Origin of the sequence: Pseudomonas sp. NPDC089396, from assembly GCF_044749545.1 — a bacterium.
Classification (GTDB): domain Bacteria; phylum Pseudomonadota; class Gammaproteobacteria; order Pseudomonadales; family Pseudomonadaceae; genus Aquipseudomonas.
In genome coordinates this window covers 616,911-636,522 of record NZ_JBIVIC010000002.1, presented here as the reverse complement: position 1 = coordinate 636,522, position 19,612 = coordinate 616,911, and the positions used below count along the sequence as shown (strand labels likewise).

The following is a 19,612-nucleotide window of genomic DNA, read 5'->3' as shown; positions in this document are numbered from 1 at the left end:
CGCAGCGCCGTTGGGCCGACATCCATCGATGCGCAGACGTCAGGGATCGAGCAGTTGTCATCAAGAACCATGCTTGCAGCACGTTGCTTGAACTCGCGGGTATAGGTCTTTCGTTCTTGCATGGAACCTCCTGATTGGGCGAATCATATCGCCCTTAAGAGGTGTCCGGGGTCATTAGGCCAGTTCAAGCCGGCTCCCACAGGTACAGCGCAAGCCTCAAGGGTTGTGATATCCCTGTGGGCTCCCACAGCTACAGCGCAAGCCTCAAGGGTTGTGATATCTCTATGGCCCCCCACAGCTACAGCGCAAGCCTCAAGGGTTGTGATATCTCTATAGGGCCCCCACAGCTACAGCGCAAGCCTCAAGGGTTGTGATATCCCTGTGGGAGCCGGCTTGCCGGCGATAGGGCCAGCACAGGCAACCCATCAATCAACAGCAAGCACCGCCTCGATCCGGTTCCCCACCTTGGCCTTCTCCAACCGAATCGCCACAAACTTCGAAGTCGGTGTATAGGTCCCTTCCCCATAACTGTCCAACGGCACCAGCGGATTGGTCTCCGGGTAATACGCCGCCGCCTGCCCATCCGGAATGTCATAAGGCACCAGCCGGAACCCCGACACCCGCCGCTCCACGCCATCTTCCCACAGCGACACCAGGTCCACGTGCTCGCCCGGCTCGAAGCCCAGGCGACGGATGTCCGCCTCGCTGACGAACACCACCTCACGCAAGCCGAACACCCCGCGGTAACGATCATCGAGCCCGTACAGCGTGGTGTTGTACTGGTCATGCGAGCGCATGGTCTGCAGGATCAGGTCTGGCTTGTCGCCCCGCGCCAGCACCTTGGCATTGACCAGTTGCTCAGGCAGCGGGCTGGGGCTGAAGCGCGCCTTGCCGGTGGCGGTACGCCAATTGCGTTGCGCCGCGCTGTTGCCCAGGTGGAAGCCGCCCGGATGCTGCAGGCGCTCGTTGAAATCGGCGAAGCCCGGGATGACATCGGCGATCATCGCGCGAATACGGCTGTAATCGGCGACCGCATATTCCCAGTCGATCGGCTTGTTGCCCAAGGTGGCCTTGGCCATGCCGGCCACGATCCACGGTTCCGAACGCAGGTGCGGCGAACGCGGGCGAAGCTGGCCGTGGGAAATGTGCACCATGCTGAACGTGTCTTCCACGGTCACCCCCTGCGGGCCGTCGTCCTGCAGGTCAATCTCGGTACGGCCCAGGCAAGGCAGGATCAACGCATCGCGGCCGGTGACCAGGTGTGAGCGGTTGAGCTTGGTGGAGATCTGCACGGTCAGCGCGCAGTTGCGCAGGGCCGCGTGGGTGCGTGGCGTATCCGGCGTGGCCTGGGCGAAGTTGCCACCGAGCCCGATGAACACCTTGGCTCGCCCCTCCTCCATGGCCTTGATCGCCAGCACCGCGTTATGCCCGTGAGCACGTGGCACGCGGAAGTGAAAACGTTTTTCCAGGGCATCGAGCAGCGCCGCCCTGGGCTTCTCGTCGATGCCCATGGTGCGGTCGCCCTGCACGTTGCTGTGGCCACGCACCGGCGACAGCCCGGCCCCCGGCTTGCCGACGTTGCCGCGCAGCAGCTGCAGGTTGACGATTTCCTGCACGGTCGCCACCGAGTGGCGGTGCTGGGTCACGCCCATGGCCCAGCACATGATCACTCGCTCGGCCTTTCGGTACATGCGCGCGGCCAGCTCGATCTCGGCCAGGGTCAGGCCCGATTGCTCGACGATATGCGCCCACGGGGTGGCGTCCACCGCTTCCAGGTAGGCGTCCACGCCACGGGTGTGCTCGGCGATGAAGGCATGGTCGAACACCGCCGGCTCGCCCTTGGCCTGGGCCTCGCGCTCCCACTGCAGCAGGTATTTGGCGATACCGCGCATGGCCGCCATGTCGCCGCCCAAGGCTGGGCGGAAGTAGGCGCTGGTGGTCGGTTCGGAGCCGTTGCTGAGCATTTCGAACGGGTGCTGCGGGTGCTGGAAGCGCTCCAGGCCACGCTCCTTGAGCGGGTTGAAACACACCACCTGAGCACCGCGCTTGACCGCTTCACGCAGCGGTTCGAGCATGCGCGGGTGATTGGTGCCGGGGTTCTGGCCGATGACGAAGATCGCGTCGGCCAGCTCCAGGTCATGGAACACCACCGTGCCCTTGCCTACCCCGAGCGTTTCCGACATGCCCACGCCGCTGGCTTCATGGCACATGTTCGAGCAGTCGGGGAAGTTGTTGGTGCCGTAGGCGCGCACGAACAGCTGGTACAGGAACGCCGCCTCGTTGCTGGCCCGCCCCGAAGTGTAGAACTCGGCCTGATCGGGCGAGTCAAGCGCCTGCAGGTGCCGGGCGACCAGGGCGAACGCCTCTTGCCAGGTGGTTTCGACGTAATGGTCGGTGGCGGCGTCATAGCGCATGGGGTGGGTCAGACGGCCCTGGAACTCGAGCCAGTAGTCGGTCTGCTCGGCCAGGGCACTGACGCTGTACTTGGCGAAGAAGGCCGGGTCCACCGAACGCCCGGTGGCCTCCCAGTTGACCGCCTTTGCGCCGTTCTCGCAGAACTTGACCATATCGCTTTCCGGCGACTCGCCCCAGGCACAGCCCGGGCAGTCGAATCCGCCATTCTGGTTGGTTTTGAGCATGGCCCGCAGGTTCTTGAAGGCGTTCTCGCTGCCCAGCCAGCTCTTGGTCACGCTCTTGAGCGCACCCCAGCCGGCGGCGGGGCCTTTGTAGTCCCTGATGTGTTGGTCCTGGCTCATGCGGGTGAATCCTCACGCGGGCGTGTAAAAGATGCAGCGGGTCGTCGCCCGGTGCTTTTTTCCAGCCTAGGGAGGGCGGCGTAGAGCCGTCCAATCGATATGGCCTACGGCGTGATAAACCGCGTCGATCATGGTTTGATGCTCGCGTTTTTCAAGTCGCGGGTAACGCGATCAAGGCTTCGAGATACAAGGGCTGCAGCCGTGATAGAGGATATTGATCGAACAGTCGGGCAAAGCAATTTGACGGGGGGCCCGGCAGGTAATAGCTTGAACCTAACACCCCAACCCTGCCGAGCGCCCACGTGGAACAGACCAGCCGCCCCCTGATCGACGGCTTCAACCGCAAAATCGACTACCTGCGGATGTCGGTGACGGACCGCTGCGACTTCCGTTGCGTCTACTGCATGGCCGAGGACATGCAGTTCCTGCCGCGCCAGCAGATCCTCAGCCTTGAAGAACTATTTCAGGTGGCCGAGCGCTTCGTCGCCCTGGGCACCCGCAAGATCCGCCTGACCGGTGGCGAGCCGCTGGTGCGCCAGGGCATCGTCGACCTGTGCGGGCGTATCGCCGCCCTGCCCGGCCTGCGTGAACTGTGCATGACCAGCAACGGCTCGCAACTCGGGCGCCTGGCCCAACCGCTGTTCGATGCCGGGCTGTCGCGCCTGAACATCAGCCTCGACAGCCTGGATGCCGAGCGTTTCAAGCAACTGACCCGCACCGGCGACCTGCAGCAGGTGATCGCCGGCATCGACGCCGCACGCCGTGCCGGCTTCCAGCGCATCAAGCTCAACTGCGTGGTGCTCAAGGGCCGCAACGACCATGAATTGGTAGATCTGGTGCGCTTCGCCATCGACCGCGAACTGGACATCACCTTCATCGAGGAAATGCCGCTCGGGGTGATCAGCGAGCATGAGCGCGGCGAGTCGTTCTGCTCCAGCGATGAAGTGCGCGCGCGCCTGGCCGAGCACTTCACCTTGATCGAGTCGACCGAATCGTCACAGGGCCCGGCACGCTACTGGCGCCTGGCTGAAGCCGCGCACACCCGCGTCGGCTTCATCTCGCCGCACAGCCACAACTTCTGCGCCACCTGCAACCGCGTGCGCCTGACCGTCGAAGGCCGCCTGCTGCTGTGCCTGGGCAACGAACATTCGGTGGACCTCAAGCAAGTGCTGCGGGCTCACCCGGGCAATGCCGAGCGTCTGGAAAAAGCCATCCGCGACTCGCTGCACCTCAAGCCCTACCGCCACCACTTCGAAGTGGGTGGCGATGTGCAGATCCTGCGCTTCATGAACATGACCGGCGGCTGACCCGCTGCCATTGGAATTCCATGATCGTCCACCCCCATTCCGATGTCCTGCGTGTTCTGTTCACCCTCAAGGGATCGATCGTAAAGCGCATCGCTATGCGCTGCCTGATGGTCACCTTGCTGGCTGCGCTGATCGTGCTGGTCGAACGTCACTTCCCGGCATTCTTCTACCCGGTCAGTGCCACGCCCTTCACCTTGCTCGGCCTGTCGCTGTCGATCTTCATGAGCTTTCGCAACAACGCCTGCTACGACCGCTGGTGGGAAGGGCGCAAGGCCTGGGGCAAGTTGATTATCGAAACCCGCTCGTTCGTGCGCGAAAGCGTGGTGATCGACGATGCCCAGCTGCGCGACCAGCTGTTGCGCAGCCTGTGCGGGTTTGCCCATGCGCTGAGTGCGCGGTTGCGCAGCGAAGATGAAGTAAGCGCCGCAAGGCCGTGGCTGGGCGACGCGGCGCCAATGGCTGTGCACAACGTCTGTGACGGCATCCTGCGCGAGATGGGCGAGCAATGTTCACGCCTGGCCGAGCAGCAAGGCATCAGCGAATGGCGCTACACCTTGCTGGAGCAGCGCCTGGCCGGCCTGACCGAGGTACAGGCCACCTGCGAGCGCATCAAGGGGACGCCGCTGCCTTTCCCCTATACCCTGCTCCTGCACCGCACCATCTACATCTTCTGCCTGCTGCTGCCATTCGCCCTGGCCGAGCCGCTGGGTTGGCTGGCACCGCTGTTCACCACCATCGTCGGCTACACCTTCTTTGGCCTGGATGCGATTGGCAACGAGCTTGAGGACCCGTTCGGGCGGGACGAGAACGACCTGCCGATGGATGCCATGGTGCGCACGGTCGAGCGTGATGTGCTGGGGGCATTGGGGGTGGAGCCGCTGCCACCGGCGTTGCAGCCAGTGGATCATGTGTTGAATTGAGGGCCCTATCGCCGGCAAGCCGGCTCCCACAGGAAGTGCTTGCCCCGTACCTGTGGGAGCCGGCTTGCCGGCGATAGGGCCAGTGCGGTCAGCCCCGACTCTCGCAGGCTTGAATAGGCTTCAGATGCTTCACAAAATTGCAGGGCATATGCCGCGCATCCAGCTGCTCGACCAGAATCCCCTCCCAGGCCGTCCGGCAAGCCCCGGTCGAGCCTGGCAGGCAGCACACCAGGGTGCCATTGGCCATGCCCGCCAGTGCGCGGCTTTGCACGGTCGAGGAGCCAATATCGAGAATCGACAGCGCACGGAACAGCTCGCCAAAGCCATCGATAGCCCGGTCGAACAGGCACTGCACGGCTTCCGGCGTGCTGTCACGCCCGGTAAAGCCGGTGCCGCCGGTGATCAGCACCACCTGCACCTGGTCATCTGCAATCCAGGTGGCGACCTGGGCGCGTATCTTGTACAGATCGTCCTTGAGCAGCACCCGCGCCACCAGGCGATGGCCGATCTGCACCGAACGACTGGCCAGCAGTTCGCCGGAGGTGTCGTTGTCGAAGGTACGGGTATCGCTGACAGTCAGCACGGCGATGTTGAGCGGTACGAAGACCGCGTCGGGTTTGACGCGCACGGTAGGGCTCCTTGAATGGGCTGTGCCGCCACGCTAGGGCCGCAGCGCCGAGGCGTCCAATCGATATGGCGAACCAGCCGATCAATGACATCTATCGCAGACTTGGTTAAGGTCTGCCCAACCAACCCCAGGCCCCCCCATGGACATCAAGCAGCTCAAGTTCCTCATCGCCCTCGACCAGACCCGCCACTTCGGCCAGGCCGCGGCGCTGTGCCACATCACCCAGCCGACCCTGTCCATGCGCCTGCGCAACCTGGAGGACGAGCTGGACCTGATGCTGGTCAAGCGCGGGCAACGCTTCGAAGGCTTCACCGAGGCCGGCGAGCGCATCCTGGCCTGGGCCCGAACCCTGCTCGCCGCCCATGACGGCCTGCAGGCCGAGGCCGCCAGTTGCCGTGGCCAGGTGGTCGGCAGCCTGCGCCTGGGTAGCGTGCCGCTGGCCAGCTTCAACACCATGAGCCTGCTGATGCCGCTGCGCGAAAAATACCCCGAGCTGCAGTACCAGCTCAGCACGCACAGCACCGAACAGATCATGGATGGCCTGAGCCGCAACCAGCTCGACCTGGGGATCTGCTACCTGGACCAGGTCAACGCCAGTTTCTTCGAAGTGATCGAGCTGGGCACCACCACCATGGGCCTGTTACACGATACCCGGCACTTCCAGCTCGATACGCCGCAACTGCAATGGAGCGAACTGGCCGACCTGCCGCTGGGCCTGCTCAGCAAGGGCATGCACTACCGCCAGTCGCTGGACCTGAGCTTACGCAGCCGTGGCCTGGAACCCATGGCCGTGCTGGAAAGCGACTCCAGCTTCCAGCTGATCCAGGCCATCACCGCCGGCGTGTGCTGCGCGGTGATGCCGCTGAACTTCGGGCTGGAAGACTTGAGCGAACACCTGCGCATCATCCCCATCGCCGACGCCAGCATCCACAGCCCGGTCGGCCTGCTGCTGCGCCGCAGCGAGCCGCGCTCGGCGATTGCCGAGCAGTGCTTCACCGAGGCGCGCGCCCTCTTTCAAGCCTCCTGAAGCGCCGTCGCCTGGCGGTACTGGCGAGGGGTAAAACCCGTCAGTTGCTTGAAATGCCGGCTGAACGCGCTGTGGTCGGTGTAGCCGCATTGCAGGGCCACCTCGGTGATCGGCAGGTCGCTGTGCAGCAGGCGATGGGCCTGCTCCAGGCGGGCCTTGTGGATCATCTGCCGCGGCGTGAGGTGGAATACCCGCTTGCAGTAGCGCTCCAACTGCGCCACGGAAATCCCGGCGATGCGGGTCAGTTCGCCCATGCTGATCGGCTGGTGGAAATGCCGGCGGATGTGCTCGTCCACGGCCGCCAGGCGCTGGTAGGCGGGGTGGGTGTCGGCGGCTGACTGCAGGTCGACGGAGATGCCCACCAGGCCGATGATCGCGCCCGCGGGGTTGTACAGCGGGCGCTTGTGGGTCAGGCACCAGCCGGGTTCGCGGCTGCCGTACAGGTGCAGTTCCAGCTGGTCCTCCAGCACCATGCCCTGTTGCAACACTCGGCGATCCTGCTCGGTGTAGCCGGGCCCCAGCTGCGCCGGGAAGACCTCGGCGCTGGTCTTGCCCAGCAACGGCTGCAGACGCTTGAGGCCGCAGCGCTGGACCAGCGTGGTGTTGGCCAGCACGTAGCGGGCGTCGGGGTCCTTGATGAAGATCGCGGCGTTGGGGATGGCGTCGAGGATCGGCAGCAGCAGGGAGACACCGGCGAGCAACGCCTCGAGGGTGGCGGGGCGGTGCTGGGCGAGGGACTGGTAGAGGGTTGCCAGGGGCTCGGTTGTCATCTGTCGGTTCTCTGTTGTCTTTACCGCCGCAATCGCCGGCAAGCCGGCTCCCACAGGTACTCCACACACCTCAGGTTCGACGGGATACCTGTGGGAGCTGGCTTGCCAGCGATTGCGGCAGCATGCCCAACATATCTCTCCAGCCCTTACCCTGCAGGCCCTCCAGCCTATCCACCGAGCCCACCCGGCTGCCAGCCTTTTCTGCAACTGTGCCGATTTCGTCATCCAGCTTGCAGAAAACCATCAAGAACCGACGCCCCCGCCCGGTCCACTCTATGCCCCACGCAAGCCGCCCCTACCGACAAGAGCGCGGCTGTAAAAGCCGTATCACGTGACATCAGACCTGCCTATCCAAAACCTACAAAAAGGCGCACCCATGTCAGGCAAATTCAAGAAACAGCTGTCATTGCTCGACCTCACCTTCATCGGCCTCGGCGCCATCTTCGGCTCCGGCTGGTTGTTCGCCGCCAGCCACGTGTCGGCCATCGCCGGGCCCGCCGGTATCCTCTCCTGGTTCCTCGGCGGTTTCGCCGTGTTGCTGCTGGGCATCGTCTACTGCGAGCTCGGCGCCGCCCTGCCGCGTGCCGGCGGTGTGGTGCGCTACCCGGTGTATTCGCACGGCCCGCTGCTTGGCTACCTGATGGGCTTCATCACGCTGATCGCCTTTTCCAGCCTGATCGCCATCGAAGTGGTCGCCTCCCGCCAGTACGCCGCCGCCTGGTTTCCCGGGCTGACCAAGGCCGGCTCCAGCGACCCCACCGTGCTCGGCTGGCTGGTGCAGTTCGCCTTGCTGGGGCTGTTCTTCTTGCTCAACTACCGCAGCGTGAAGACCTTCGCCAAGGCCAACAACCTGGTCAGCGTGTTCAAGTTCATCGTGCCGTTGCTGGTGATCGGCGTGCTGTTCACCTTCTTCAAGCCTGAGAATTTCGAGGTCCAAGGGTTTGCCCCGTTCGGCCTGTCGGGCGTGGAAATGGCGGTGTCGGCCGGTGGCATCATCTTCGCCTACCTAGGCCTGACGCCGATCATCTCGGTGGCCAGCGAAGTGAAGAACCCGCAGCGCACCATCCCGATCGCGCTGATCCTCTCGGTGCTGCTGTCCACCGCGATCTATGCCCTGCTGCAACTGGCCTTCCTCGGCAGCATCCCGACCGAAATGCTCGCCAACGGCTGGGCCGGCGTGACCAAGGAACTGGCCCTGCCCTACCGTGACATCGCCCTGGCCCTGGGCGTCGGCTGGCTGGCCTACCTGGTGGTGGCCGATGCGGTGATCTCGCCCAGCGGCTGCGGCAACATCTACATGAACGCCACCCCGCGCGTGGTCTATGGCTGGGCGCAGACCGGTACCTTCTTCAAGTACTTCACCCGTATCGACGAGCAATCCGGCATCCCGCGCCCTGCCCTGTGGCTGACCTTTGGCCTGTCGGTGTTCTGGACCCTGCCGTTCCCGTCCTGGGAAGCGCTGATCAACGTGGTTTCCGCCGCCCTGGTGCTGAGCTACGCCGTGGCCCCGGTCACCGTCGCCGCCCTGCGCCGCAACGCACCAGACATGCCGCGCCCGTTCCGGGTCATGGGCATGGGCGTGCTCGGCCCGCTGTCGTTCATCATCGCCGCGTTGATCGTCTACTGGTCCGGCTGGAACACCGTGTCGTGGCTGCTGGCCCTGCAGATCGTGATGTTCGTGCTGTACCTGCTGTGTGCCCGTTTCGTACCTACCCAGCACCTGTCGCTGGCTCAACAAGTGCGCTCGTCAGCCTGGCTGATCGGTTTCTACGCAGTGACCATCCTGCTGTCCTGGCTGGGGAGCTTTGGCGGCCTGGGCGTGCTTGCTCACCCGTTCGACACCCTTGCCGTGGCCGCCTGTGCACTGGGCATCTACTACTGGGGCGCGGCCACCGGGGTGCCGGCTCACCTGGTGCGCCTGGAGGGCGAGGATGAAAGCGAAAACAGCCACGAGGTGCATGTAGGCAAGCGCCCGGCGGCACTGGCTTCTTGAAGGCTGCTGGCCCTATCGCCGGCAAGCCGGCTCCCACAGGGTTCGGCGTGCACATTACTTGTGGGAGCCGGCTTGCCGGCGATGAGGCCCGCAAGCGCACCACACACTCGGAGATGTCCATGAAACACGTTCACGTCATCGACTCCCACACCGGAGGCGAACCGACCCGCCTGGTGATGAAGGGCTTCCCCACCCTCAACGGCCGCAGCATGGCCGAGCAGCGCGACGAACTGCGCGAACTGCACGACGACTGGCGCCGTGCCTGCCTGCTGGAGCCACGTGGCAACGACGTGCTGGTTGGCGCGCTGTACTGCCCACCGGTGTCGGCCGACGCCACCTGCGGGGTGATCTTCTTCAACAACACCGGCTACCTGAACATGTGCGGCCACGGCACCATCGGCCTGGTCGCCTCGCTGCAGCACCTGGGCCTGATCGCGCCCGGCGTGCACAAGATCGACACCCCGGTCGGCCAGGTCAGCGCCACCCTGCATGAAGACGGTGCGGTCACCGTCGGCAACGTACCGGCCTACCGCTACCGCCAGCAGGTGCCGGTGGACGTTCCAGGCCATGGCGTGGTGCACGGCGACATCGCCTGGGGTGGCAACTGGTTCTTCCTGGTGTCCGAGCATGGCCAGCGCATCGCGCTGGACAACCGCGAAGCCCTCACCGAGTACACCTGGGCCATGCTCAAGGCCCTCGAAGCCCAGGGCATCACCGGCGAGCACGGCGCCCTCATCGACCATGTCGAGCTGTTCGCCGATGACGCCAACGCCGACAGCCGCAATTTCGTCATGTGCCCCGGCAAGGCCTACGACCGCTCCCCCTGCGGCACCGGCACCAGCGCCAAGCTGGCGTGCCTGGCCGCCGACGGCAAGCTCGCCGAAGGCCAGACCTGGGTCCAGGCCAGCATCACCGGCAGCCAGTTCCACGGCCGCTACCAGCGCGAGGGCGAGCGCATTCTCCCGTTCATCACTGGCCGCGCCTACATGACCGCCGACAGCACCCTGCTGATCGACGAACAGGATCCGTTTGCCTGGGGTATCTGACGCCCCTGGCCTTTTTCTTCGCAACCCCGACTGAATACTGCAAGGAGTGACACCCATGAGCGACAACATCTTCACTGGCTGCATGCCCGCCCTGATGACCCCGTGCACCGCTGCGCGCAAACCGGATTTCGACGCCCTGGTGCGCAAGGGCCTTGAGCTGATCGAAGCCGGCATGAGCGCGGTGGTGTACTGCGGCTCGATGGGCGACTGGCCGCTGCTGACCGAGGCCGAGCGCCAGGAAGGCGTGGCGCGCCTGGTGGCCGCCGGCATCCCGACCATCGTCGGCACCGGCGCGGTGAACACCCGCGAGGCCGTGGCCCATGCTGCCCACGCCGCCAAGGTCGGCGCCGCCGGCCTGATGGTCATCCCCCGTGTGCTGTCGCGCGGTGCTTCTCTGATCGCCCAGAAGCACCACTTCTCGGCGATCCTCGCGGCCGCGCCGAAGCTGCCGGCGGTGATCTACAACAGCCCCTACTACGGCTTCGCCACCCGCGCCGACCTGTTCTTCGAACTGCGCCGCGAATACCCGAACCTGATCGGTTTCAAGGAATTCGGTGGCGGCGCCGACCTGCGCTACGCCGCCGAGCACATCACCTCCAAGGATGACGACGTGACCTTGATGGTCGGCGTCGACACCCAGGTGGTGCATGGCTTCGTCAACTGCAACGCTACTGGCGCCATCACCGGCATCGGCAACGCCTTGCCGCGTGAAGTGCTGCAACTGGTGAGGCTGAGCAAGCAGGCCGCCAAGGGCGATGCCCGGGCCCGCCGTCTGGCGCGTGAGCTGGAGTCGGCGCTGGCGGTGCTGTCGTCGTTCGATGAAGGCTGCGACCTGGTGCTGTACTACAAGCACCTGATGGTGCTCAACGGCGACACCGAGTACAGCCTGCACTTCAATGAAACCGACGCGCTCACCGATGCCCAGCGCAACTACGCCGAGCAGCAGTACGCGCTGTTCCGCAGCTGGTACGCCAACTGGTCGGCCGAGCAGAACCTGGCCTGATCCGGGGGGCTGCTTTGCAGCCCATCGCCGGCAAGCCGGCTCCCACAGCCTGAAACCTGCGATGACCCTGTGGGAGCCGGCTTGCCGGCGATTGGGCCGCGCAGCGGCCCGCTTTCCTGAACCCAACCCCTAAGGACGCCCCATGTCCCTGACAGGCAACCTGCTGATCGGCCAGCGCGCCGTGCCCGGCAGCCAAGCAGCCATCCGCGCCATCGACCCGGCCACCAACCATACGCTGGAACCCGCTTACGCCGGTGGCACCGGCGAGCACGTTGCCCAGGCCTGCGCCCTGGCCTGGACGGCGTTCGACCGCTACCGCGAGACTTCACTCGAGCAACGTGCAGCGTTTCTCGACACCATCGCCGAACAGATCGAGGCGCTGGGCGACGCCCTGATCGACCGCGCCGTGGCCGAAAGCGGCCTGCCCAAGGCACGTATACAGGGCGAGCGCGGCCGCACCTGTACACAACTGCGGACCTTCGCCCGCGTGGTGCGCGACGGCGAATGGCTGGATGTACGGGTCGACAACCGCCTCCCCGACCGCCAGCCCCTGCCCCGTGCCGACCTGCGCCAACGCCAGGTGGCCCTGGGCCCGGTCGCCGTATTCGGCGCCAGCAACTTCCCCCTGGCCTTCTCGGTGGCCGGGGGCGACACCGCCTCGGCCCTGGCGGCCGGTTGCCCGGTGGTGGTGAAAGCCCACGGTGCCCCCCCCGGCACCAGCGAACTGGTCGGCCAGGCCGTGGCCCGCGCCGTGCAACTGTGCGGGCTGCCCGAAGGCGTGTTCTCGCTGCTGTATGGCGCAGGCCGTGAAGTCGGCATTGCCCTGGTCAGCGACCCGCGCATCAAGGCCGTCGGCTTCACCGGTTCGCGCAGCGGCGGGATTGCCCTGTGCCAGGCCGCCCAGGCGCGCCCGGAGCCGATCCCGGTGTATGCGGAAATGAGTTCGATCAACCCGGTGTTCCTCTTCGATGCGGCCCTGCAGGCCCGGGCCGAGTCGCTGGCCCAAGGCTTCGTCGCTTCGCTGACCCAGGGGGCCGGCCAGTTCTGCACCAATCCTGGCCTGGTCATCGCCCGCCAGGGGCCGGCGTTGCAGCGCTTCATTGCCGCTGCCAGCGAGCACGTGCGCCAAGCCGCTTCGCAGACCATGCTCACCCCTGGTATCCACAGCGCCTATGCAGCCGGTATCGCTGCCTTGGCCGACAACGCCAATGCCCAGGTCGCCGCCAGCGGCCAGCCGCCGCAAGGCCCCAACCAGTGCCAGGCGCAGCTGTTCGTTACCCAGGCAGGTGCATTCCTCGCCGACCCGGCGCTGCAGGCCGAAGTGTTCGGCGCCGCCTCGCTGGTGGTCGCCTGTGAAAACGACGCGCAAGTGCACCAGGTTGCCGAGCACCTGGAAGGCCAGCTGACCGCCACCCTGCACCTGGACGACGGCGACCTGGACAACGCCCGCGCCCTGCTGCCGACCTTGGAACGCAAAGCCGGACGCATTCTGGTGAACGGTTGGCCAACGGGGGTGGAAGTGTGCGATGCCATGGTCCACGGCGGGCCGTTCCCGGCCACGTCCGATGCCCGCAGCACCTCGGTGGGCACGGCGGCGATCCTGCGCTTCCTGCGCCCGGTGTGCTACCAGGACTTCCCGGACGCCCTGCTACCGCAGGCGTTGAAGCACGGCAACCCGCTGCAGCTGCGGCGCTTGCTCGACGGCAAGCGGGAACGCTGAATCATGCTCGATGCCTCCCCTGAAACCGATATCGCCGTGGTAGGCGCCGGCATCGTCGGCGTCGCCTGCGCCCTGCAACTGGCCCGCCAGGGCCACCGGGTGCTGCTGATCGACCGCCAGGCGCCGGGCCACGGCGCGTCCTACGGCAATGCCGGGCACCTGGCCACCGAGCAGGTGTTCCCCATCGCCGACCTGTCGATCCTCAAGCGCCTGCCACGCATGCTGCTGGACCCGATGGGCCCGCTGCGGCTGGACTGGAAGTACCTGCCAAAAGCGCTGCCCTGGTTCACCCGCCTGCTGCTCAATCTGCGTCCGGCCCCGTTCCAGCGCAGCGTGTCGGGTATTCGCGCGTTGAACGAGGGCAGCCTCGGGGCCTGGCAACGCTTGCTGGGCTCGATCGGGCGTAGCGACCTGTTCAAGGAGGATGGTTCGCTGCTGGTGTTCGAACGGCCCGAGTCGCGCCAGGCACTGGAAGCCTTGCGCACACGTATGCAGCAACAGGATGTGGCGGTGGACATGTGGTCTGCCGGCGCTGTGCACGAAGCCGCGCCGCAACTGAACCCTTCGCTGCTCGGCGGGCTGTTCTTCCCTCGTACCGGGCACTTTCTGGACCCCTATCGGGTGGTTTGCGAACTGTTCGAGGCGGCCAAGGCCAGTGGCGTGCGTTTCGCCCAGGGGCAGGTCGACGGCGGGCAACTGGACAGTCAGGGCGTCAAGCTGGCCAGTGACCGGGGCATCTTCAGTGCGCGCCAGGTGCTGATCAGTTGCGGCGCCCATTCTGCGCAACTGACGGCCACGCTGACGGGCAAGCGCGTGCCCCTGGACACCGAGCGCGGCTATCACCTGATGTTGCCTGGCGAGTACCAGCGCCTGCCGTTCGCGGTGACCTCGCTGGAGCGCAAGTTCATCATGACACCGATGGCTGACGGGTTGCGTTTGGCTGGCACGGTGGAGTTCGCCGGGCTGGAGGCGCCACCGAGCATGCAACGGGCGTGGCAGCTGCACCGGCTGAGCAAGGGGTTGTTCAAGCGGGATCTGGAGATCGAGGGGGCGACGCCGTGGATGGGGTTCAGGCCTTCGCTGCCGGATTCGTTGCCGGTGATCGACCGGGTGTGCGATGGGCGGGTGTTGCTTGCGTTTGGGCATCAGCACCTGGGGTTGACCCAGGCGGCGGTGACGGCGCAATGGGTGGGGCGATTGGCTGAGCGGGAGGCAGGCGCTGATCTTGGGGCTTATCGGCTGGATCGGTTCTGAGACAGGGGCTGCTGTGCGGCCCAATCGCCGGCAAGCCGGCTCCCACAGGTACAGCGCTACCCTCAAGATCGGCGCGGAATCTGTGGGAGCCGGCTTGCCGGCGATTGGGCTGCGCAGCAGCCCCGCCTTCACTCAGCGATAACGCTCAAGCCAATGCGCGTACGGCGCAGGCAACGTCCACGCCGCTTTATCCACGCCCAACGCCTTGGCCGCAAAATACGCCCAATGCGGGTCGGCCAAATGCGCACGCCCCACCGACACCAGGTCGAGCTGATTGGCCTGCAGCGCCGCTTCCGCCAACTGCGGCGTACCAAAGCCCCACGCCGAAGTCACCGGCAACCCTGCCTCGCGGCGCACGCGCTCGGCAATCGGCCCCATGAACGCCGGGCCCCAAGGAATGCTGGTTTCAGGAATGGTGAAGCCGACGCTCACACTCAGCAGATCAAGGCCACCAGCCTTGAACATACGCGCCAGCTCAATAGACTCCTCCAGGGTCTGCTCATCACGGCCGTCATACTCCAGCACGCCGAAACGGGCCGTCAGCGGCAGGTTTTCCGGCCATACCTCGCGCACGGCAGCCAGGGTTTCCAGCAGGAAGCGGCTACGGTTCTCGAAGCTGCCGCCATAAGCGTCGGTACGCTGGTTGGCGTGCTCGGAGAAAAAGCTCTGGCCCAGGTAACCATGGGCAAAGTGCAGCTCGATCCACTCGAAGCCGGCGTCCCGCGCCCGGCGGGCGGCATCGACGAAGTCCTGCTTGATCCGGGCGATATCGTCCAGGGTCATCTCACGCGGCACTTTCGGCAGGTGCGCACCAAAGGCGATGGCCGAAGGGGCGATGGTTTCCCAGCCACGGGCATCGTCAGCGGCGATATGGTCGTCACCTTCCCACGGGCGGTTGGCGCTGGCCTTGCGCCCGGCATGGGCGATCTGGATGCCGGGTACCGAGCCCGCGGCCTTGATCGCCTGCACCACCGGCACGAAGGCCTGGGCATGGGCGTCGCTCCAGATACCGGCGCAGCCGGGGGTGATGCGCCCTTCCGGCGCCACTGCAGTGGCCTCGACCACCATCAGGCCGGCGCCACCCCGTGCCAAGCTGGCGTAATGCACCTGGTGCCAGTCGTTGAGCATGCCGTCCTCGGCCATGTACTGGCACATCGGCGGAATGGCAATGCGGTTGCGCAGGGTGACGTCCTTGAGGGTATAGGGTTCGAACAATGCAGACATGAGCAGACTCCAGGGTCTTACGAATACGATTGTTCGATCATATTCGAACTATGGCAATTTGTGAAACCCCCGTTATCATGACGACCATGCGAGCCTACAAACATCCCAACCCCGAAGACCTGATCCTCGAGCGCGTGCTCTATGCGCTGAGCGACCCCGTGCGCCTTGAGATCGTGCGCCACCTGGCGGGCGTGGCCGAAGCCAGCTGCGGTGAGCTGGACGGTGGCCGGCCGAAGTCGAGCATGTCGCACCATTTTCGCGTGTTGCGCGATGCGGGGCTGGTGCATACGCGCAATGTGGGGACCACCCATATGAATTCGCTGCGCAGTGAAATGCTCGACGGGCGGTTCCCTGGATTGCTGGGGTGCATCCTGCGGCAGCAGTGATTCGGTGCTGACTGTGGGAGCAACTGTCTTGCTCAATTTCTAAAAGCTGGCGCGATTCGTGTGGGAGCCGGCTTGCCGGCGATAGGGCCCGAACAGGCTGTACAGGGCTATCGTGTCGTGCCTGCCCCGGCCTCATCGCCGGCAAGCCGGCTCCCACAGGGATCGCGCAAGGATTGGGATTTCCTTATGGAGTGTCGTGCTTGCGTAGCGCGAAGCGGCACACCTGGCCGCCGCGCAGCATGCATTCCTGATGCTCCACCTCTCCCCCACCCAAGGCCCCGATCAGCGCAAGGTCCAGCTCGCAGACCACCGGGTGCGCCTTGGCCAGGTGATGAAACACGCAGTTGTGCGCAACGATCTGCGGTTCCCCGCCTGAGCGAAAGAACACTTCGGCTTCATACCCGGCCGCATTCATGTGCTGCACGATCTGCGCTTCATCGACCACCTCGGGCTGCAGATCCTTGGCCAGCTTGCGCCCCAGTTGGCGCATCAGCGCCAGCAGCGCCTCCTCGCCCAGCAAACCGGCCACTTCACCGATCAGCAGGTTGGCCAGCAGCGGGTACTGGCGGGGGAACAATTCACGGCCATGCTCGGTCAGCTGGTGCAATTGCTCTGGGCGTCGGCCGGTCGGGCGTGTAGCACCCCGCATGACCAGCCCGTCGCGCTCCAGTGCGGCCAGGTGCTGACGCACGGCCGTACGGGTGACGGACAGGGCCTGCGCCAGGTCGTCGATGCTCATGCCGGTTGGCTGACGCAACAACGCATGGAGCAGGTCCTGTTGGGTACGGCCCAGTCCTTCGAGCATCAGAACTTGTCCGGGAACTGCTTGACCAGCGCCCCGGCGAGGGCGTCGGACAAGGCCAGGATATGCTCGCGCATCATCGCCCAGGTGCGCGCCTCGCCCGTGTAGTCACCGGCGGCCAACTGGTCGATCTGGGCAACGTGATGGCCACCGTGGGCGCTGAGCAGCGTGAGCAGGGTCGGCTCGGGCAAATAAGGGTTGGCCTTGGCCAGGAAAGCAGCGATGGCCTTGGCGTTGCTGGTCAGCTCATCGACGGCGGCCTGCTGGCCTTTCTTGTCCTTGGCCACGGTGGCATCGCTGTAGTGCTTGATCGCGCCCCAGTGGCCGGCGAGCAACTTGAGCAATTGATCGGCGGCGGGCTGGCCGTAGAACGGGGCGATGCTGTTGGCTATCTTGGTGGCGTCGGCGACGACTTCATTGGCGGCGACGGCAGACTGCTTGGCATTGCCGGCCTGGTTGGCCACGGCGTAGTTGCGAACCCAGAAAATGTGCTCGACCCACAGGTCGCGCAGGGCCAGGCGCGTGTTCAGTGCAGCGGATTCGGCGGGGGTTGCGGTGGAGTAGCTCGCGCTCCACGCCGGTTGGGCGCACAGGGCGAACAGCAGTAAGGCGACAATCTTGAGGTTCATGACGGCACCCTCCTGGAGGGGATCGGCTGACAAGATTAATTTAAGCATCAAAATATGTTTTTATTGGGTTGAGGCTGGATTTCCGATCGATGGTCTTCTGTAGCGGCCCTATCGCCGGCAAGCCGGCTCCCACAGGTTCATCACTGTTCGCGAGAACGGCGCTGTACCTGTGGGAGCCGGCTTGCCGGCGATAGGGCCGCTACAGACAACAAAAAAGCCACGAGGTCACCCCCGTGGCTTTCGATCCCAACAAGGCTGCTACTTACAGCGCCATGTCGTTCTCAGGCTTGCTCTCTACCGGCTGGCTGGCAGCAGTGCTGGTACCGACGCTCTGGTCGATGACCGGCGGCTTGGCCAGCTGCAGCACCTCAGCGGTGTAGTTCCACTCTTTCTGAGTAGCGGCAGCCGAATCATTCAGCTTGGTACCGTAGCTGGGCACGATCTCTTTGATCTTGGCCTGCCACTCCGGGGTCGCGACCTTCTCCTTGAACACGGTTTCCAGGACGGTCAGCATGATCGGCGCAGCGGTCGAAGCACCTGGCGATGCACCCAGCAGGCCGGCGATGGTGCGATCTTGCGAGGCCACCACTTCGGTGCCCAGCTTCAGCACGCCGCCCTTCTCTTCGTCACGCTTGATGATCTGCACGCGCTGGCCGGCCTGCCACAGCTTCCAGTCTTCCTTCTTGGCGTTCGGGAAGTAGGTGCGCAGGGCGTCGAAACGGTCGTCGTCAGACTGCATCAGCTGGCCGGCGAGGTATTCCACCAGCGGGTACTGGTCGATACCGACTTTGGCCATCGGCCACACGTTGTGCGTGGTGGTGCTTTTCAGCAGGTCCAGGTACGAGCCGTTCTTCAGGAACTTGGTCGAGAAGGTAGCGAATGGCCCGAACAGGATCACGCGCTTGCCATCGAGCACGCGGGTGTCCAGGTGCGGAACCGACATGGGTGGCGCACCGGTCGAAGCGATGCCGTAGGCCTTGGCCATGTGCTGCATGGCCACGGTCGGGTTCTCGGTCACCAGGAACGAACCGCCAACCGGGAAGCCTGCGTATTCCTTGGCTTCAGGAATGCCCGACTTCTGCAGCAGCTTCAGCGCGCCGCCGCCGGCACCGATGAACAGGAACTTGGCGTCGGTGGCCGTTTCGGTACCGTCCTTCAGGTTCTTGTACTCGACGTGCCAGGAGCCGTCCTCGTTGCGGGTGATGTCCTGGACTTCGCTGGACAGCTGCAGGTTGAAGTTGTCCTGAGTCTTCAGGTGGCCAACGAACTGGCGGGTGATTTCGCCGAAGTTGACGTCGGTGCCAATCGGCGACCAGGTCACGGCCAGCTTCTGGTTCGGGTCGCGGCCTTCCATCATCAGCGGGACCCACTTGGCGATCTGCGCGTGGTCCTCGGAGTACTGCATCGAGCGGAACAGCGGGCTGGCCTGCAGCGCGTCGTAACGTTTCTTGAGGAACTTGATGTTGTCATCGCCCCAGACGAAGCTCATGTGCGGGGTGGTGTTGATGAACGAATGCGGGTTCTTCAGCACACCCTGGCGCACTTGCCAGGCCCAGAACTGGCGGGAAATCTGGAAGGATTCGTTGATGTCGATGGCTTTGGAGATGTTGACGTTGCCGTCTTTGTCTTCCGGGGTGTAGTTCAGCTCGGCCAGGGCGGAGTGGCCGGTGCCGGCGTTGTTCCAGCCGTTGGAGCTTTCTTCGGCGACGCCGTCCAGGCGCTCGACCATTTCCATCGACCAGCTTGGCTCCAGCTCGTGCAGCCACACGGCCAGGGTGGAGCTCATGATGCCGCCGCCGACCAGCAGCACATCGACTTTCTTGGTTTCTGCGGCATGCGCTTGCATGAAGCTCGCCGCAACAGCCAGACCCAGCAAGGTCTTGCCAGCTTTCTTGAACATTGATCAATTCCAGTCTGTAGAACGGAGGACGGGCCCGTGGCTGGCCCAGGTGTTTCATGTTCTTCCGCGCAGGCTTGTTGTGGTCTTTGTTCAGCGGCCAGAGAAACAGAAAACGACCCAGGCTATTGTCGAATTGACCGACAGGGCTGAATCGTTTCGCTGATTGTATCTTAAATGCCAGCACAAACAAATTGCGTGGCCAGAGGCAAGACGGCAGGTTGTCCCAGCGGCAGGTTGTCACGCCCGA

Annotated in this window: 17 protein-coding genes; 9 read left to right on the top strand and 8 right to left on the bottom strand. The window is 64.8% G+C overall.

The window, feature by feature from the left end:
* Positions 1 to 122 (bottom strand): transposase (locus ACIPZB_RS05955; protein WP_400639370.1); only part of this gene is annotated, 122 nt, incomplete at its 3' end.
* 303 nt (positions 123 to 425) lie between these two features.
* A complete protein-coding gene (locus ACIPZB_RS05950) occupies positions 426 to 2,756 on the bottom strand; it encodes an FdhF/YdeP family oxidoreductase (RefSeq protein WP_400639352.1) in 2,331 nt (776 codons plus the stop codon).
* Between the two features lie 302 nt (positions 2,757 to 3,058).
* On the opposite strand from ACIPZB_RS05950, the gene moaA reads away from it, so the two are divergent.
* Together moaA and ACIPZB_RS05940 are read left to right on the top strand one after the other, a co-directional pair.
* Positions 3,059 to 4,063, top strand: a complete 1,005-nt coding sequence (gene moaA, locus ACIPZB_RS05945; RefSeq protein WP_400639351.1) for a GTP 3',8-cyclase MoaA — start codon at positions 3,059 to 3,061, stop codon at positions 4,061 to 4,063.
* A 20-nt stretch (positions 4,064 to 4,083) separates the two neighbouring features.
* Entirely contained in the window at positions 4,084 to 4,983 is a 900-nt protein-coding gene (locus tag ACIPZB_RS05940) for a bestrophin family protein (RefSeq protein ID WP_400639350.1), read from the top strand.
* An 88-nt stretch (positions 4,984 to 5,071) separates the two neighbouring features.
* On the opposite strand, the gene moaB is transcribed toward ACIPZB_RS05940, so the two are convergent.
* Complete coding sequence (gene moaB / locus ACIPZB_RS05935) at positions 5,072 to 5,611, bottom strand: molybdenum cofactor biosynthesis protein B (RefSeq protein ID WP_400639349.1); 540 nt, start codon at positions 5,609 to 5,611, stop codon at positions 5,072 to 5,074.
* Positions 5,612 to 5,750: 139 nt separating this feature from the next.
* On the opposite strand from moaB, the gene ACIPZB_RS05930 reads away from it, so the two are divergent.
* Entirely contained in the window at positions 5,751 to 6,638 is an 888-nt protein-coding gene (locus tag ACIPZB_RS05930; RefSeq protein WP_400639348.1) for a LysR family transcriptional regulator, read from the top strand.
* Here the strand turns inward: ACIPZB_RS05930 and ACIPZB_RS05925 are convergent.
* Complete coding sequence (locus ACIPZB_RS05925) at positions 6,626 to 7,408, bottom strand: helix-turn-helix domain-containing protein (RefSeq protein ID WP_400639347.1); 783 nt, start codon at positions 7,406 to 7,408, stop codon at positions 6,626 to 6,628. The two genes, ACIPZB_RS05930 and ACIPZB_RS05925, sit on opposite strands and share 13 nt — an antisense overlap.
* A 376-nt stretch (positions 7,409 to 7,784) precedes the next feature.
* Between ACIPZB_RS05925 and ACIPZB_RS05920 the strand changes: the two genes are divergently transcribed.
* From ACIPZB_RS05920 to ACIPZB_RS05900, 5 genes are all read left to right on the top strand, one after another.
* Positions 7,785 to 9,401 (top strand): APC family permease, encoded by a 1,617-nt coding sequence (locus ACIPZB_RS05920; protein ID WP_400639346.1) that lies wholly within the window; start codon positions 7,785 to 7,787, stop codon positions 9,399 to 9,401.
* Between the two features lie 119 nt (positions 9,402 to 9,520).
* Positions 9,521 to 10,447, top strand: coding sequence for a 4-hydroxyproline epimerase (locus tag ACIPZB_RS05915; protein WP_400639345.1), 927 nt, complete (start codon positions 9,521 to 9,523; stop codon positions 10,445 to 10,447).
* A gap of 55 nt (positions 10,448 to 10,502) precedes the next feature.
* Positions 10,503 to 11,450, top strand: a complete 948-nt coding sequence (locus ACIPZB_RS05910) for a dihydrodipicolinate synthase family protein (RefSeq protein ID WP_400639344.1) — start codon at positions 10,503 to 10,505, stop codon at positions 11,448 to 11,450.
* A gap of 142 nt (positions 11,451 to 11,592) precedes the next feature.
* Positions 11,593 to 13,170 (top strand): aldehyde dehydrogenase (NADP(+)), encoded by a 1,578-nt coding sequence (locus ACIPZB_RS05905; RefSeq protein ID WP_400639343.1) that lies wholly within the window; start codon positions 11,593 to 11,595, stop codon positions 13,168 to 13,170.
* Positions 13,171 to 13,173: 3 nt separating this feature from the next.
* The gene (locus tag ACIPZB_RS05900; protein WP_400639341.1) at positions 13,174 to 14,424 is read left to right on the top strand and encodes an NAD(P)/FAD-dependent oxidoreductase; all 1,251 of its coding nucleotides are present in this window, start codon (positions 13,174 to 13,176) and stop codon (positions 14,422 to 14,424) included.
* A gap of 132 nt (positions 14,425 to 14,556) precedes the next feature.
* Here ACIPZB_RS05900 and xenA read toward each other — a convergent pair whose 3' ends face one another.
* A complete protein-coding gene (gene xenA, locus ACIPZB_RS05895) occupies positions 14,557 to 15,648 on the bottom strand; it encodes a xenobiotic reductase XenA (RefSeq protein WP_400639340.1) in 1,092 nt (363 codons plus the stop codon).
* 50 nt (positions 15,649 to 15,698) lie between these two features.
* On the opposite strand from xenA, the gene ACIPZB_RS05890 reads away from it, so the two are divergent.
* Complete coding sequence (locus ACIPZB_RS05890) at positions 15,699 to 16,034, top strand: ArsR/SmtB family transcription factor (RefSeq protein WP_400639339.1); 336 nt, start codon at positions 15,699 to 15,701, stop codon at positions 16,032 to 16,034.
* A 184-nt stretch (positions 16,035 to 16,218) separates the two neighbouring features.
* On the opposite strand, the gene ACIPZB_RS05885 is transcribed toward ACIPZB_RS05890, so the two are convergent.
* From ACIPZB_RS05885 to mqo, 3 genes are all read right to left on the bottom strand, one after another.
* Positions 16,219 to 16,839, bottom strand: coding sequence for a helix-turn-helix transcriptional regulator (locus tag ACIPZB_RS05885; RefSeq protein WP_400639338.1), 621 nt, complete (start codon positions 16,837 to 16,839; stop codon positions 16,219 to 16,221).
* Positions 16,839 to 17,465, bottom strand: coding sequence for a hypothetical protein (locus ACIPZB_RS05880; RefSeq protein ID WP_400639337.1), 627 nt, complete (start codon positions 17,463 to 17,465; stop codon positions 16,839 to 16,841). The genes ACIPZB_RS05885 and ACIPZB_RS05880 overlap by 1 nt, the downstream gene beginning before the upstream one ends.
* Before the next feature lie 262 nt (positions 17,466 to 17,727).
* Positions 17,728 to 19,365, bottom strand: coding sequence for a malate dehydrogenase (quinone) (gene mqo / locus ACIPZB_RS05875; protein WP_400639336.1), 1,638 nt, complete (start codon positions 19,363 to 19,365; stop codon positions 17,728 to 17,730).
* Positions 19,366 to 19,612 lie beyond the last annotated feature (247 nt).

Excerpts from the sequence above, each read along its gene's own strand:
- ACIPZB_RS05950 (WP_400639352.1), bottom strand. The coding sequence starts at position 2,756 with ATGAGCCAGGACCAACACATCAGGGACTACAAAGGCCCCGCCGCCGGC.
- ACIPZB_RS05940 (WP_400639350.1), top strand. The coding sequence starts at position 4,084 with ATGATCGTCCACCCCCATTCCGATGTCCTGCGTGTTCTGTTCACCCTC.
- ACIPZB_RS05930 (WP_400639348.1), top strand. The coding sequence starts at position 5,751 with ATGGACATCAAGCAGCTCAAGTTCCTCATCGCCCTCGACCAGACCCGC.
- ACIPZB_RS05925 (WP_400639347.1), bottom strand. The coding sequence starts at position 7,408 with ATGACAACCGAGCCCCTGGCAACCCTCTACCAGTCCCTCGCCCAGCAC.
- ACIPZB_RS05920 (WP_400639346.1), top strand. The coding sequence starts at position 7,785 with ATGTCAGGCAAATTCAAGAAACAGCTGTCATTGCTCGACCTCACCTTC.
- ACIPZB_RS05915 (WP_400639345.1), top strand. The coding sequence starts at position 9,521 with ATGAAACACGTTCACGTCATCGACTCCCACACCGGAGGCGAACCGACC.
- ACIPZB_RS05910 (WP_400639344.1), top strand. The coding sequence starts at position 10,503 with ATGAGCGACAACATCTTCACTGGCTGCATGCCCGCCCTGATGACCCCG.
- ACIPZB_RS05905 (WP_400639343.1), top strand. The coding sequence starts at position 11,593 with ATGTCCCTGACAGGCAACCTGCTGATCGGCCAGCGCGCCGTGCCCGGC.
- ACIPZB_RS05900 (WP_400639341.1), top strand. The coding sequence starts at position 13,174 with ATGCTCGATGCCTCCCCTGAAACCGATATCGCCGTGGTAGGCGCCGGC.
- xenA (WP_400639340.1), bottom strand. The coding sequence starts at position 15,648 with ATGTCTGCATTGTTCGAACCCTATACCCTCAAGGACGTCACCCTGCGC.
- ACIPZB_RS05890 (WP_400639339.1), top strand. The coding sequence starts at position 15,699 with ATGGCAATTTGTGAAACCCCCGTTATCATGACGACCATGCGAGCCTAC.
- ACIPZB_RS05885 (WP_400639338.1), bottom strand. The coding sequence starts at position 16,839 with ATGCTCGAAGGACTGGGCCGTACCCAACAGGACCTGCTCCATGCGTTG.
- ACIPZB_RS05880 (WP_400639337.1), bottom strand. The coding sequence starts at position 17,465 with ATGAACCTCAAGATTGTCGCCTTACTGCTGTTCGCCCTGTGCGCCCAA.
- mqo (WP_400639336.1), bottom strand. The coding sequence starts at position 19,365 with ATGTTCAAGAAAGCTGGCAAGACCTTGCTGGGTCTGGCTGTTGCGGCG.